Source organism: Paenibacillus sp. 4624, assembly GCF_050435065.1.
Lineage (GTDB): Bacteria > Bacillota > Bacilli > Paenibacillales > Paenibacillaceae > Paenibacillus > Paenibacillus amylolyticus_D.
Window position 1 is genome coordinate 199,983 of sequence record NZ_JBNDJR010000010.1, and the last position, 14,387, is coordinate 214,369.

At 46.3% G+C, this 14,387-nt stretch carries 14 protein-coding genes; 10 read left to right on the plus strand and 4 right to left on the minus strand.

Annotation, left to right across the window (positions count from 1 at the left end):
• Nucleotides 1–11 precede the first annotated feature (11 nt).
• The 3 genes from ABIE27_RS22160 (at nucleotide 12) to ABIE27_RS22170 (ending at nucleotide 3,398) form a co-directional block, all read left to right on the plus strand.
• Entirely contained in the window at nucleotides 12–1,004 is a 993-nt protein-coding gene (locus ABIE27_RS22160; RefSeq protein WP_429351527.1) for a pilus assembly protein, read from the plus strand.
• 15 nt (nucleotides 1,005–1,019) lie between these two features.
• On the plus strand, nucleotides 1,020–1,526 hold the full coding sequence (locus tag ABIE27_RS22165) for an A24 family peptidase (RefSeq protein WP_429351479.1): 507 nt from the start codon (nucleotides 1,020–1,022) through the stop codon (nucleotides 1,524–1,526).
• A gap of 108 nt (nucleotides 1,527–1,634) precedes the next feature.
• Nucleotides 1,635–3,398, plus strand: coding sequence for a DUF6382 domain-containing protein (locus ABIE27_RS22170; protein ID WP_429351480.1), 1,764 nt, complete (start codon nucleotides 1,635–1,637; stop codon nucleotides 3,396–3,398).
• Between the two features lie 26 nt (nucleotides 3,399–3,424).
• Here ABIE27_RS22170 and ABIE27_RS22175 read toward each other — a convergent pair whose 3' ends face one another.
• Complete coding sequence (locus tag ABIE27_RS22175) at nucleotides 3,425–4,336, minus strand: TIGR01777 family oxidoreductase (protein ID WP_123063314.1); 912 nt, start codon at nucleotides 4,334–4,336, stop codon at nucleotides 3,425–3,427.
• Nucleotides 4,337–4,509: 173 nt separating this feature from the next.
• Nucleotides 4,510–4,977, minus strand: coding sequence for a DUF2621 domain-containing protein (locus ABIE27_RS22180; RefSeq protein WP_192895063.1), 468 nt, complete (start codon nucleotides 4,975–4,977; stop codon nucleotides 4,510–4,512).
• A 166-nt stretch (nucleotides 4,978–5,143) separates the two neighbouring features.
• Between ABIE27_RS22180 and ABIE27_RS22185 the strand changes: the two genes are divergently transcribed.
• Both ABIE27_RS22185 and purU read left to right on the plus strand, forming a co-directional pair.
• The gene (locus ABIE27_RS22185) at nucleotides 5,144–6,250 is read left to right on the plus strand and encodes a deoxyribonuclease IV (RefSeq protein WP_123063315.1); all 1,107 of its coding nucleotides are present in this window, start codon (nucleotides 5,144–5,146) and stop codon (nucleotides 6,248–6,250) included.
• Between the two features lie 67 nt (nucleotides 6,251–6,317).
• Complete coding sequence (gene purU / locus ABIE27_RS22190; RefSeq protein WP_123063316.1) at nucleotides 6,318–7,211, plus strand: formyltetrahydrofolate deformylase; 894 nt, start codon at nucleotides 6,318–6,320, stop codon at nucleotides 7,209–7,211.
• A 108-nt stretch (nucleotides 7,212–7,319) separates the two neighbouring features.
• On the opposite strand, the gene ABIE27_RS22195 is transcribed toward purU, so the two are convergent.
• Nucleotides 7,320–7,799: a hypothetical protein gene (locus tag ABIE27_RS22195; protein WP_429351481.1), complete on the minus strand. Its 480-nt coding sequence runs from the start codon at nucleotides 7,797–7,799 to the stop codon at nucleotides 7,320–7,322.
• 531 nt (nucleotides 7,800–8,330) lie between these two features.
• Here ABIE27_RS22195 and tkt point away from each other — a divergent pair.
• The 5 genes from tkt to ABIE27_RS22220 all read left to right on the plus strand — a co-directional run bounded on the left by tkt (nucleotide 8,331) and on the right by ABIE27_RS22220 (nucleotide 13,792).
• On the plus strand, nucleotides 8,331–10,373 hold the full coding sequence (tkt, locus tag ABIE27_RS22200; protein WP_123063318.1) for a transketolase: 2,043 nt from the start codon (nucleotides 8,331–8,333) through the stop codon (nucleotides 10,371–10,373).
• A gap of 154 nt (nucleotides 10,374–10,527) precedes the next feature.
• Nucleotides 10,528–10,845, plus strand: a complete 318-nt coding sequence (locus ABIE27_RS22205) for a pyrimidine/purine nucleoside phosphorylase (RefSeq protein WP_090918062.1) — start codon at nucleotides 10,528–10,530, stop codon at nucleotides 10,843–10,845.
• A 182-nt stretch (nucleotides 10,846–11,027) separates the two neighbouring features.
• Entirely contained in the window at nucleotides 11,028–12,383 is a 1,356-nt protein-coding gene (locus tag ABIE27_RS22210; RefSeq protein ID WP_090918059.1) for a glucose-6-phosphate isomerase, read from the plus strand.
• Between the two features lie 168 nt (nucleotides 12,384–12,551).
• Nucleotides 12,552–13,184, plus strand: a complete 633-nt coding sequence (locus tag ABIE27_RS22215; protein ID WP_123063436.1) for a YigZ family protein — start codon at nucleotides 12,552–12,554, stop codon at nucleotides 13,182–13,184.
• A 5-nt stretch (nucleotides 13,185–13,189) separates the two neighbouring features.
• The gene (locus ABIE27_RS22220) at nucleotides 13,190–13,792 is read left to right on the plus strand and encodes a TetR/AcrR family transcriptional regulator (protein ID WP_429351482.1); all 603 of its coding nucleotides are present in this window, start codon (nucleotides 13,190–13,192) and stop codon (nucleotides 13,790–13,792) included.
• Nucleotides 13,793–13,966: 174 nt separating this feature from the next.
• Here the strand turns inward: ABIE27_RS22220 and ABIE27_RS22225 are convergent, their stop codons facing one another.
• On the minus strand, nucleotides 13,967–14,368 hold the full coding sequence (locus ABIE27_RS22225) for a secondary thiamine-phosphate synthase enzyme YjbQ (protein WP_123063321.1): 402 nt from the start codon (nucleotides 14,366–14,368) through the stop codon (nucleotides 13,967–13,969).
• Between the last annotated feature and the right edge of the window lie 19 nt (nucleotides 14,369–14,387).

Sequence of the window (14,387 nt, forward strand, 5' to 3'; positions counted from 1 at the left end):
AATGTGTGCAGATGCAACATCGAATCATGCGGATAAGCAGATTGGAACGCTTGAAGTCCCTGAGGAAACAGATGCTTGAAGCGAAGAAAGAACAGGGCACTATGGTGCTGGAGGCTTCGCTGGTGCTACCTGTTTTTCTATTCTTTATTCTATTTCTTATCTTCATTGTTCAGATGACGCTGATTTCCACCGCATTGCAGAGTACAGCGGGGGAAACGGTAAAACAGTTATCAACGAAGATTTATCCAGTATCGCTTGCCTTCGTGCCTTCGGATTCTGCTGGAGGAGAGGGCCTAGAGGAGAAAGGGAAATGGCCCCAGCTGTCTCTGACAGAATGGGCAGACGGTTACGCTTCTTCCCTGCCCTCACCCTTAAGTGACTGGGTGCGAGATGCAGCGAAACGTGGTGAAGAGCCACTGCAAAGAATCAAAACGTCGGTAATGGAAGCCATACTTGACCCGGTTGTGAAGCCGTTGTTGCAACCCTTTGTTGAAACTACTCTGCTAGACATGGAACGTATTCATGTTAACGGAGTATCTGTTCCTAACTTGAAGAATAAAACGAATCCGTATTTCAGATTAGAGCTGAGTTATGAGCTGCCTGTGAAGGTTCCTTTTCTCGGCAAACCTTTGCGAATCCAGGTTGCTGCAGCAGAACGGATATGGATTGGTGACACAGGCGAGGGAACTGGTTACGGAAGCGGGGGAGAAAATAGTGCCGGTTCAGCAACTGTTTTATCAAAACCAGATCCGGCTTTTATAGGGAACCATGCAACGATAAAGGTTCAGGTCGAGCCAGGGGCAACGGCTAATCTCACGATTTTTTACAAGTCTGGTGAGAGTTCTGCGAAGCATATTGGCTGGGCAACAGCTGACGAGAATGGAATCATAGAATGGACATGGTTTGTGGGCACTCGAACAACGGAAGGGACTTGGAGCTTTGTTGTAGAGACCGCGGAGGGGATGCAGACGGAAACTTCATTTACGGTAGCATCCAGAAAATAAGGAGCGATGATATAGGTGGGTTGGTTTTATGTAATCTGTGGTGTATATCTTCTGGTGGCGTTTGTAACCGATATAAGGTCGATGAAAATTCCGAATCGGTTGACTCTGCCAGTAACGGCAATAGGAGTAGTTGCTCATCTTGCGTGGGGGGGCTGGCGAGGGATGTGGTTCTCTTTAGCTGGATTTGCTGTTGGTTTCGGTATGTTGTTTTTAATGTATGTCATTGGTGCAGTCGGTGCAGGAGATGTGAAATTATTTGGGGGTATAGGAGCCTGGACGGGGTTTACATTTGGTATACACGTGATCATATATTCCATTTTGTACGCCGGATTGATCGGCTTAGTGATCCTTTTGTTTCGCAAAGATGCGTCAAAGCGGATACGTACAATGATGTTTAATGTATTCGGTTTCTTTAAACTAGGTTCTCTTAAACTTGTAAGTCACGAAAAAACGTTGAAGTTTCCGTTTATGCTGGCTGTACTTCCCGGTTTCGTAAGCTCATGGATTTATATGTTTGGGTAGTTGTATGCACGGGGGAAACAGCATTTGATAGACTCACCTGTCATCACAGTATCCGTGAAATGATTCTAGTTCAACGTACTATATTAACAATGGGAAGTGAGGAGCGGTATGTATGGATTAACGAGGGATTTCGTACGTAACGGCGGGACATTTATGATTTTGGAAAAAACGGACGGGCTACGGATGGAGGAACTTAGCAGGATACAGATCGGCATGTTAACTTCAAATCGAATTCCTCGTATGCTGCCTTTGTTCACACGGGAGATTGATCAGAATGTAACGTTACAGTATGACATCTCTGGATATAAGATGTTGTCCCAGATGTTAAAATCGAGTCAAATCAGCTTGACAGTGTTGTACAATCTTTTATTTCAGTTAGCAGAAGCCCTCGCGGAGTGCAGGCTCTACATGTTGGAGCCGCAAAATTTGTGCATTCAGGAAGACTATATATTTATTCAGGGGGCAATGGCGCAAGGGGAACTTGGTTTAGTTTACGTACCCATCATGAATGCCCATGCCCGGCAGGAGAAGCAAACGCCGCAGTTATTCCGTGACTTGGTAATCAAGCTTATGGCTCATGTTCAGGAAATAGAAGGAGAGGGCATACAACGAGTATTACAGTTATGTGACGACGAGCGGTGGGACATTCGGCAATTACGTGAACTATTATTAGAATTGAGTACTGGCCAACCTGCACGATTGGTATCCAGTCAGCTACCGGAAAAGAAAAGTGACGCCAGCTTTAATTACAATAAAGCTGATATAGAGCAATCAGATCGTCATCAGCGTGAGCGCCAGCAAATCATTAAACTGGATGCAGACATTAAAAAAGTAGCCCCCTATGTGAAATCTTTGTTACACAGGCCAACAGCGGCTGGTCAACTTTCGACGATAAATACAAACTACTTTCATCAGAATCAGACCTCAACTCAACTTGAGTCTTCTTCATCATTTGTTTCCGCGGATCAGGAAAATGTGGTGATGGAAGAGCAAAATTCGGTTACTGGCTCTTCGCGTACAACATATATCTGGCTAGGCTGTATGGTTGCCATGGCTTTGGTATGGAGGTTTATCTATATGCAAGAGCCAGGTCAGAAGGCAATGATTCTGTCTACGGTGCTAAGTATTGTCCTCATTGCAGGGGCAAGTTGGATGTGGAAGAGAATGGGTGGTTCTCCTGATAAATCTGACGTTCGTCCGCTTTTCTCTTTATCATTGCTAGGCAGGAAAAAGGACAAGGGTGCTAAAGTAGAAGAGGAAATGTTTCAGGAGAGTTGGCGCTGGAATGCCATGGATAAGTCCAAAGAAGATAAGGTAAAATCCATAGAATCTTTGCCTGCCGCTGCTGTTGATGAAGATCATACCTCTTCCCGTCTTCGCCATATGAGCACATCCTCTAAGAACTTAACGTCTGAAGATATGCTCAATCCGCTGTATACTGCGGAACAGGGAAGAGAAGGCGGGAACACTTCTGAACTCCATCTTAGGGCTTCTGCCGCAGAGGCAACAGTTAATCTGCAGCCACTGGCCGGGTTAGCTAATAAAGACAGAAGCTCTAATGCACCATCATATTACCTGGAACGAACTCTAAATAAAGGTGAACGGAGCGAACGTGTTGATGTGAAGGGGGCATCGTTTGTCATCGGAAGAGCAGCGGATATGGTTCAATATGTCGATAACTCGACAGGTGTATCCCGTGCACATGTAGAATTGAGTCGAGGCCAGTCCGGCTATGCTATCAAGGATTTAGGGTCCGTCAATGGAACGATGCTTCAAGGAAATCTGTTGGCTCCTTACAAAGAATATCCACTGACGGACGGGGATACGTTCATCCTGGCCGAATCGGTCTACGTTTATCGAGTGGCAGGATGAACTGTACACACCAATTATAATCTGTTTTAGTCGGACAACCCTCGATGCTTCAAGTCCTCGAGAGCCTGAGTCAATGTGGGGAAGGTGAACTTGAAACCGTGATCCAAGGCTTTTTGCGGAATGACCCGCTGCCCTTGCAGCAGGACGACGGATAATTCACCAACTAGTGTTTTGATCAGGAAGCCGGGCACAGGGAACCAGTGGGGACGATGATAGACTTTACCTACTGTACGGCCGAATTCATCATTGGTTACCGGGTGGGGAGAAGAAGCGTTAACTGGACCCGAAATTTCTTTGTTATGAATAGTAAAGTCGATCAATCGAACGATATCCATGATGTGAATCCAACTGGTCCACTGCTTTCCGCTGCCGATTTTGCCGCCGAATCCGAGCATATAGGGCAGTTTCATCAATGGGAATGCCCCTTTTTTATGACCCAAAACGAGACTGACCCGGATTTTGACGAGTCTTACATCCCGGATGGCATCGGCAGCAACTTCCCATTGTTCCGAAACGCGAGAGGGAAAATTCATCGGTTTTTGCGGACTGTTCTCATCAAAGGTTTCGTCGGGAGATGTTCCGTAGATCGCCATGGCTGAAGCCTGGACAACAACTTCCGGCTTTTGCTGTAGCGATTCCACTAATCTAGCAACCCGGGCAACCGTCGTAACTCTGGATTCCACAATTTCCAGCTTGGCCTTCGTAGTCCAACGTTGGTTCAATGTCTCACCCGCTAGATTCACCAGAGCATCAAAACCTTCCAGTTCCCGCGGCATTTCTTCGAGCTGATCCCAAGATATATATGTAAGGTTTTTACTCGGATTATGCATGTCAGGCAGCTTGCGAGTGATTACTTTCACATGATGTCCGGCCTGCAACCAGTAATCTACAAGTGCGCCTCCGACAAATCCGGTTCCTCCACAAATGGCAATTTTCATATTGAACATCCTCTCTTATGGGTCAAAAAGCCCCGCATGGTAAGTTAAATGAGTGAAAAGGACTTACCAAGCGGAGCTAATATGTGTTTAATTTAACCAAATTGGTGCCATATCTAACGATGCTGGCCTGCTTTATTTTCCAATCTGTTCATACGTTATAATTCATCAAAAGATTATTTCATCAAATGGCGATAGGGAGTATAGTCGATTTTATTTTTCTCCAAAAATTTCACCAGAAATTTGTTGTCCCGTTTTGGTGTCGCAATGATGTAACCTTTAATGCAATGATCTCTCGACACTTCGGTTGCATGATCTTCCACGGCAATTTTACCAATCTCGGCAGCAATGGAATGTTTGGCAATGTCGCGAAATGGTCCGGGAACAGGCTCAACCAGTTGATCCAAAAAAGCTTTGGCTTCATCCGTCCACAAGTGGCGGCTTGTCTCCACCCAGTAGTTCTGCCAATCCAGCTTGGACTTGCCGTCTGCCTTGGGCAGCACCTTAAGGAACTTGCGCATCATGAAAAATCCACCAATGCACATGCTACCAAGTAGCACAAGCGTCCAGAAAGCAATCGTATTCATAAACCAGTTGCTGGGAGAATTGCTCGTTAGAAGCTGGACGTAGGTATTATAAATCATTGCGAAATCACCTCGGTTTATTGATTTTCACGCCCTGATGAATAGGCGTCCATGTTCCGTAATATGCTGTCAAAAATAGCCTCTCATTCGAATTATATCGCATTTCTAGATTTATTTCGATAATCGCGTTATGATAGTGGATAATTCAGAAAAAGGGGGATCAATGATGCTGAAAATCGGCTCCCATGTGTCCTTTTCGGACAAGGGATTATTGAGTGCAACGAAGGAAGCGTCCTCGTACGGTTCCAGTTCGTTTATGATATATACGGGTGCACCGCAGAACACACGCCGCAAGCCAATTGAATCAATGTTTATTGAGGAAGGCAAGCTTGCCATGCAGGCAGGCGGATTTGAGGAAATTGTTGTGCATGCTCCTTATATCATTAATCTGGGCTCTTACAAGGACAGCACATATGGACTGGCTGTGGACTTCCTGCAGGAGGAAATTCGCCGTACTCACGCCATTGGTGTGAAAAACATCGTATTGCACCCTGGTGCATTTACGGACAAGGATGCTCATTATGGTATCGAACGTATTGCGCAAGGCTTGAATGAAGTGCTCGATGGCATTCAGGAAACCGATGTGAATATTGCGCTGGAGACGATGGCCGGTAAAGGAACCGAGATGGGGCGCAGCTTCGAGGAACTTGCACAGATTATTGAGAAAGTAAAACATAACGAACGACTGACCGTGTGTATGGATACATGCCACATTCATGATGCGGGTTATGATATCGTCAACGATCTGGATGGTGTATTGGATCAATTTGATCGCACGGTTGGACTTGACCGAATTGCTGTAATGCACATTAACGATAGTAAAAATGCTGCCGGTGCACGCAAAGACCGTCATACACCGATTGGGTCGGGCTGGATTGGATTTGAAGCGATCAACCGCATTGTAAACCATGAAAAACTGAATAATCGTCCATTCATTCTGGAAACGCCGTGGATTGGTAAAGATGCCAAAACCCAGCGGCCAATGTATGAAATTGAAATTGCATTGCTGCGAGGAGATGTGGAAGGCCGTTTCGGTCAGGAGTTCCTGAGTGAAGTCGAGCAACTGCAACATTTCTTCAAAGGTAAGGAAGTGAATTCCCGTGCTTATGTACTTGATGTATGGACACTGCTCAAAAATGATGCCAAAGCCAAAAAAGCTGATCCGCGTGAACCGCTGGAACGCTTGTATGACATGGTAACAGAGGCGGCATTGTTCCCGCATTTGAATGAAGAACAAATCAATCATCGCTTGATAGCTTGGCTTGCAGGGTAATCCCTGCAAGTCTTGCCTGATATACTTCACGTATGTCTTGTCTAATTGAAGGAGGAAGATTAACCCGATGGAGATTCACGCAAAACAAATACGACCTGATGATCAAAACCGCGCCAATCGAGCGCGTATGCTTATTTCCTGTCCGGATGGACCGGGAATTGTAGCAGCGGTATCACATTTTTTGCATCAGCATGGTGCCAACATTGTACAGTCTGACCAGTATACGATGGACCCGTCAGGCGGTATGTTTTTTATGCGGATCGAGTTCGATCTTCCGCAACTGGAGAGTAACTTGGCGAAGCTGGAAGCGGATTTTGCCGATGTGGCGGCACGTTTCGAGATGGAGTGGTCTCTTTCCGCGGTTAGCCGCAAAAAAAGGTTGGCTATTTTTGTATCCAAAGAAGATCACTGTCTGGTAGAGTTGCTCTGGCAATGGCAGGCTGGCGATCTTGATGCGGACATCGCGCTTGTGGTCAGCAACCATTTGGATATGAAAAACTATGTGGAATCGTTCGGCATCCCATATCACCATATTCCGGTTACAGCCGATACGAAAAAAGAAGCAGAGCAGCGTCAGCTGGAAGTGATCGGCAACGATGTGGATGTGATTATTCTCGCTCGTTATATGCAGATTATCTCTCCAACGTTTATTGAACATTACCGTAACCGTATTATCAACATTCATCACTCGTTCTTGCCAGCCTTTGTTGGAGGTAAGCCATACGCTCAGGCCTATAACCGTGGTGTTAAAATCATTGGCGCAACGGCGCATTATGTTACGGAAGAGCTGGATGGCGGACCAATTATTGAACAGGACGTTCAGCGTGTAAGCCATGGAGATAATGTGACTGAATTAAAACGCATTGGACGTACCATTGAGCGTGTTGTGCTTGCGCGGGCTGTAAAATGGCATGTGGAAGACCGTGTTCTTGTACACGAAAATAAAACAGTCGTATTTTAAGTCTAAGTTTACGCTTTAATACTGCGCAAGGTTGATCCGTAACCTCATAAGAGAGTTACTCGGTAACCGTTTAGACTTCGATGCACCATAAAGCCGAGCGGCTCCAGTTCAATAATGAACTGCGTGCCGCTTTTTGGCGTGCAAGTATTTTCCACACAGACCTAGCAAAGCGCCAAAGAGAAGGTGGCCAATGACCCAATAGAAAATGGCACCAGCGTCATTCAGATCGGGCACACGTGAGGATAACGGAGACAAAGGGAGATAGAGCAGGGAAGAGGCGGCGCCGAGAAATATTCCTCTGCTGACTGGACGGCCTGTACGTCTGACCCACCAGATGTAGAAAATCCCGATGACAACAGATACAGCCAGGTGCAAGGAGAATTCGATCCATTCGGGAAACCGCGGAGGAAGCCCTGGTACAAAATCAACGTTCAGTAGCAGGGTGTACACTCTTTCGCCAGTTAATGTCTGAACCACTTTTAGAAATAGTCCTAGAAAAATGCCACTAACGATTCCGGTTATGATCCCCGAAAACCAGGGTAATGATAATTTTAACGAATTAGACGGGTGTCGCGTTTGATCTGGCATTTCAAGCCCTCCTTGGGTATGAAGCGTATCTAATTGAAAAATAAACCGTTAACCGTATGCTCGAATCGAGAGGCGCTGATCAGCACAAGCCGATTTTCACGTTAATCTCTAAAATGTGTATGGTTTTCGGCTTAAAGGTTATACTTCATCCGATGGACTAGGGCGTATCTTGAAACCGACTGAAGTGCATCTTTTACCGCCTTTTCGCCCCCTGCTGCGTCACTTTCCCTTGACGTGCCCCGGCACGCCTGCGGTAAACTTCCTGGCTTGGAACGAAAATTTGGCAAAATCTGCTTCCTTCAGCGTTTTCAGACACACCCTAGCAATGTTTAATCAGGATCACCTGAATTTTCCGTAACTTTCTAAAAGAAGGTTATGGAAAAGCTTCACGGCAAGTGATACAATACAAAAGTGAATAAGTCAAAATGAAACATTCAAGCGGATTCACTTATTGTTTATGCGGTTTGCTTGTATGATGAGAGGGACTCGCTTGCGCACCCGACTTATCTAAAGACATGAGGAGGACAAACCATGACTGACAAGAACGAAGCGATTCAAAAGGACGAGAACACCACAATCGACAACCTGTCGATTACAACCGTACGTACTTTGGCGATTGATGCAATTGAGAAGGCAAATTCCGGACACCCGGGTATGCCGATGGGCTCCGCTCCGATGGGGTACCAGCTTTTTGCAAAAACGATGACTCATAACCCGGACCACCCGACTTGGATTAACCGGGACCGCTTTGTGCTGTCCGCAGGACATGGCTCCATGTTGCTGTACAGCTTGCTGCACCTGAGCGGCTACGATCTTCCTATGGAAGAATTGAAACAATTCCGTCAATGGGGAAGCAAAACTCCGGGTCACCCGGAATTCGGACATACAGCTGGTGTTGATGCAACTACCGGACCACTGGGTCAAGGTATTGCGATGGCAGTTGGTATGGCCATGGCTGAAGCTCAGCTGGGCGCAACTTATAACAAAGATCAATTCAACGTTGTTGATCACTACACATATGCAATCTGTGGTGATGGTGACCTGATGGAAGGCGTATCTCATGAATCTGCTTCCCTGGCTGGACGTCTCGGCCTTGGCAAACTGATCATGCTGTTCGATTCCAACGACATCACGCTGGATGGCAAACTTGACCTGTCTTCTTCCGAAAGCATCGCTAAACGCTTTGATGCGTATGGCTGGCAAGTGCTGCGCGTTGAAGATGGTAATGATCTGCCTGCAATTGAAAAAGCAATCAAAGAAGGTCAAGCAGACACAGCGCGTCCTACATTGATCGAAGTGAAAACCGTAATTGGTTATGGTAGCCCGAACAAACAAGGTAAAGGCGGCCACGGCGGTACTCACGGATCTCCACTGGGTGCAGAAGAAGCTAAACTGACTAAAGAATATTATAAATGGGTATACGAAGAAAACTTCCACGTACCGGCTGAAGTACGCGATCACTTTGCTCAAGTCAAAGAAAAAGGTATCGCTGCAAATAAAGCTTGGGACGAGCAATTTGCGGAGTACAAAAAAGCATACCCTGAACTGGCTGCTCAGTTCGAAACAGCAATTAACGGCGACCTTCCAGAAGGTTGGGATCGTGATCTGCCTAAATATGCAGCAACGGACAAAGCATTGTCTACGCGTGTAGCTTCCGGTAACGCTCTGAACGGTCTTGCACATAATGTGCCTCATCTGACAGGTGGTTCCGCTGACTTGGAAAGCTCCACAATGACTCACCTGAACAACTTGACTAACTTTACTCCAGAAGACTATTCTGGTCGTAACATCTACTTCGGTATCCGTGAATTCGGTATGGCTGGTGCGATGAACGGTATGGCATTGCACAGCGGTGTGAAAGTATTCGGCGGTACGTTCTTCGTATTTACCGACTACCTGCGTCCTGCTGTTCGTCTGGCTGCACTGATGAGCCTGCCAGTCACGTATGTCCTGACTCACGATAGTATCGCTGTTGGTGAAGATGGTCCTACGCATGAACCGATTGAGCAATTGGCTTCCCTTCGTATCATCCCGAACCTGACGGTAATTCGTCCAGCTGACGGTAACGAAACTTCTGCAGCTTGGGCTTACGCGCTGGAGAACAAGAGCAACCCGGTTGCCCTGGTTCTGACTCGTCAAAACTTGCCGATCCTCGAAGGAACTGTAGAAGGTGCACGTGAGAACTTGAAACGTGGTGCTTATGTGGTATCCGACGCTAAAGACGGCAAAGCGGTAGCACAAATCATTGCTACAGGTTCTGAAGTACAGCTGGCGGTTAAAGCTCAAGCTGCACTTGCTGAGCAAGGGATTCAAGTTCGCGTAATCAGCATGCCTAGCTGGGATCTGTTCGAGAAACAAGACAAAGCTTACAAAGAGTCTGTTCTTCTTCCAGATGTTAAAGCACGTCTGGCGATCGAAATGGCTCACCCAATGGGCTGGGAAAAATATGTCGGAGATCAAGGTGACATTCTCGGAATTAGCACGTTCGGTGCTTCCGCGCCTGGCGACCGTGTAATCCAAGAGTATGGTTTTACTGTGGATAACGTAGTTAGCCGCGTAAAAGCATTGCTGTAATAAAAACTTTATACTTTAACCGTCTGTCATGGGCCGAACGTCTTCCGGCGCTTCTGGCTCATGACAGTTGTTATTTCCGCAGAGTCAAGGGCGGCATGGCTGCCCTGATCTGTGTTGCCTTTTGTTTTCATTAACTTCAGGGGAGCGGGTACGCATGTCACAATTCGATCAAGTCAGTGTAGTGAAAAAGGCCAACATTTATTATGATGGTCAGGTAACCAGTAGAACGGTTATTTTGGGGGATGGCAGCAAAGTGACGCTGGGCATCATGCTTCCAGGTAACTATGAGTTCGGCACAGATTCCCGCGAAATTATGGAGATTCTGTCCGGCGATCTGAGAGTATTGCTTCCTGGTGAAGAAGAGTGGCAAGAGATTCAAGGCCAAGCGACATTCCACGTGCCTGCTGAATCCAAATTTAAACTGGAGATACGCAGCGTTACCGACTACGTCTGCTCGTACCCGGCGGAATAACACAAGAAGGGGAACTCGAACCGCAGTGTTGCGGATTCGATTTGCCCTTTTTGCTTCTTGATTGTTAACAGCCAAGTTCATGCGTAAGCTTGTCAGCAGGGTGGATTTGAAGTATCCTTAGGACAAGTTGTTTAACATGGAAAACGGAATTATTATACCGATATCAGGAGGTTTTTGAGATCATGGCAAAAAAAGTGACATTTGACTATAGTACAGCTTTGCAATTTGTAAACCAGCACGAAGTAGACTATTTCGCTGAACCGATCCGTTTGGCTCACGAGCAACTTCATAACGGTACAGGAACAGGTTCCGACTATCTCGGATGGATCGACCTTCCGACAGCATACGACAAAGAAGAATTTGCCCGCATTCAAAAAGCCGCAGCTAAAATCCAAAGTGATTCCGAAGTGCTGATCGTGATTGGTATTGGTGGATCATACCTGGGAGCACGCGCAGCGATCGAAATGCTGACACATTCTTTCTACAACAACTTGCCGAAGGACAAACGCAAAACTCCTGAGATTTATTTTGCTGGTAACAACATCAGCTCCACGTATGTGACACATTTGCTGGATCTGGTAGAAGGTAAAGACTTCTCCGTGAACGTTATCTCTAAATCGGGTACAACAACTGAACCAGCGATTGCTTTCCGTATTTTCCGTGCAGCTCTGGAGAAAAAATACGGGAAAGAGGAAGCTCGCAAACGCATCTACGCAACAACAGATAAAGAGCGCGGAGCGCTCAAAAAGCTGGCAAATGAAGAAGGTTATGAATCCTTCATCATCCCGGATGACGTAGGCGGACGTTATTCCGTACTCACAGCCGTAGGTTTGTTGCCAATCGCAACAGCGGGCATCAACATCGAAGAAATGATGCAAGGCGCAGCTGACGCTTCCAAAGAGTACAGCAATCCGAATGTAGCGGAGAACGAAGCGTATCAATATGCAGCCGTTCGTAACGCATTGTATCGCAAAGGCAAAGGCACAGAGATTCTGGTGAACTACGAGCCGTCCTTGCACTTCGTATCCGAGTGGTGGAAACAGCTCTTTGGTGAAAGCGAAGGTAAAGACTACAAGGGTATCTATCCTGCATCGGTGGATTTCTCAACAGACTTGCACTCTATGGGCCAATTCATTCAGGAAGGTAGCCGGAACATCTTCGAAACCGTTATTCAAGTCGCTGAAGTATCCGAGCACATTTCCATTGAAGCTGATGCAGACGACCTGGACGGTTTGAATTTCCTGGAAGGCAAAACGATGGATTTCGTCAATAAAAAAGCATTCCAAGGAACGTTGCTTGCACATACAGATGGCCAAGTTCCAAATCTGATTGTGAACATTCCAGATATGACTCCATATTCGTTTGGATATCTGGTATACTTCTTTGAAAAAGCATGCGGCATTAGCGGATATTTGCTGGGTGTGAATCCATTTGACCAACCGGGTGTGGAAGCATACAAGAAAAACATGTTCGCATTGCTGGGCAAACCAGGCTTTGAAGAAGAGAAAGCAGCGCTCGAAGCGAGACTTTCTGAATAATTCACGGCTCCGCTCATATAGTTAAATAAAGATTGTTAAGTCCATCCGGGAATGCGAGCTTTTGCAGGGTATCGTTTCCCGGATGTCATTAACCAAGGCAGTTCATCCGCAATATGCGGGGAACTGCTTTCTTGTAAAATGGATGATTTACGGAAAGTTGGATTAAAAATGATGGAACGTTATCGAACAGTTCGAGGATCGGGCCAACTGGAAATTGTGATCAAAAAATCACGGTTTATCGGTCATATCATGCCGGTCACAACTGAGGAGGAAGCCATTGCTTTTATTGATGATATCAAGAAAAAACATTGGAATGCGACACATAACTGCTCAGCATACATGATTGGCGAGCGGGATGAGATTCAGAAGCAGTCTGATGACGGGGAACCGAGCGGTACAGCGGGTAAACCTATTCTTGAGGTGATCAAGAATCAGCAATTGAAGAATGTAGCGATTGTCGTTACACGATACTTCGGGGGAATCATGCTTGGCGCTGGAGGACTTATTCGTGCGTATACAGACGGAGCTGTCGCAGCAATTGAAGCAGGAAAAGTTATTACCAAAGTGCTGCATCGAGAAGTATTTGTAGAACTGGATTATACGTGGCTTGGGAAAGTGGAAAATGAGTTAAGAGGCCGGGAAGTGCGTACAGGTGAAACGGCTTTCACCGATAAGGTTACGTTAACGTGTCTTCCGCCGGATAGTGAAACCGAGGCATTTATTGCCTGGATTACGGATTTGACGCAAGGACAATCCCGGATCACGGAGGGACAGCGGCTTTATTTTATTGAAGGGGAATAAAATATATGGCTAGAAGAGCAGTCGAACAGGAGTTGTCGAGGGAGCGGATACTGGAGGCGGCGAGGCATCTTTTTATTACCAAAGGATACCGCGCCATTTCGATGCGAAGCATCGGCCAGCATCTAGGCTATAGTCATGGGTCGCTGTATTATCATTTTAAGGAAAAAGCAGAGTTGTTCTATGCGATCGTGGTAGAGGATTTCAACCATCTGGGACATCTACTGTTGCAAGCCATGGTCAGGCCGGTTGCAGGCGGCGCGAACAAAGTTGAGCATATTTTGATGGAGTTTATTCGATTTGGTCTGGAAAATCCATATCAATACGAGATTATGTTTATGATTCGAGACGAGGAGTTATTGTCCTATTGTCGTACGGAGCAGGGGCGTTGTTTCGAACTGTTTGCGTCGATCATTCGGCAGTATATGAAGGAAGAGGGCTGTGCCGAAGAGGATATTGAGCATGTGCCGCGTACTTTGTTTCTGGCTATGCACGGATTCATATCTTATTATATTCAAGACCGTTTGACGTTTGCGGAGATCGAATCCTCTGCATTGTCTCATGTGAAAGTATTGTGCCGTAATTTGGGTCAGCAGCCTGGCGTGCAATAATTGCCGCTTTTGCTTGTCCTCATACTTCAAGGCGGTGATTGATCATAACGTTAACTCTTTATTACGTTATCATGCGAAAGATAATATCTGTACACGCTGAAGACGACGACAGGCGTTCCTGAACCCAGTAAAGGGTGGAACGCCTGTTTATGTTTGTCTTTTTTGAGATGAAACTTAACCTTCCATAATTTTGATGAAATACTCCCGATGACGTGGCCCATCAAATTCACAAAAATAGATCCCTTGCCAGCGTCCCAAGAGTAGTCTGCCTTCATGCAGGATGACAGTCTGTGACGGACCGGTAGTTATTGATTTGAGGTGAGAGGCCGTATTGCCCTCGGCATGACGATACTGAGGGTGCTCCCAGGGGTACACCTCATCGAGACGTAACAAGACGTCATGTTTAACATCGGGGTCCGCATTTTCATTAATGGCAATCCCTGCCGTTGTATGGGGGCAATAAATAAGCACGGTGCCATTCCGGATGCCACTACTTTGTACAACCTGCTCAACATCCCGTGTGATCTCCTTCATTTCATCTCTTGCAAATGTTGATATGCTTTTCGTATATAACATAATTAATCACTCCTTCACG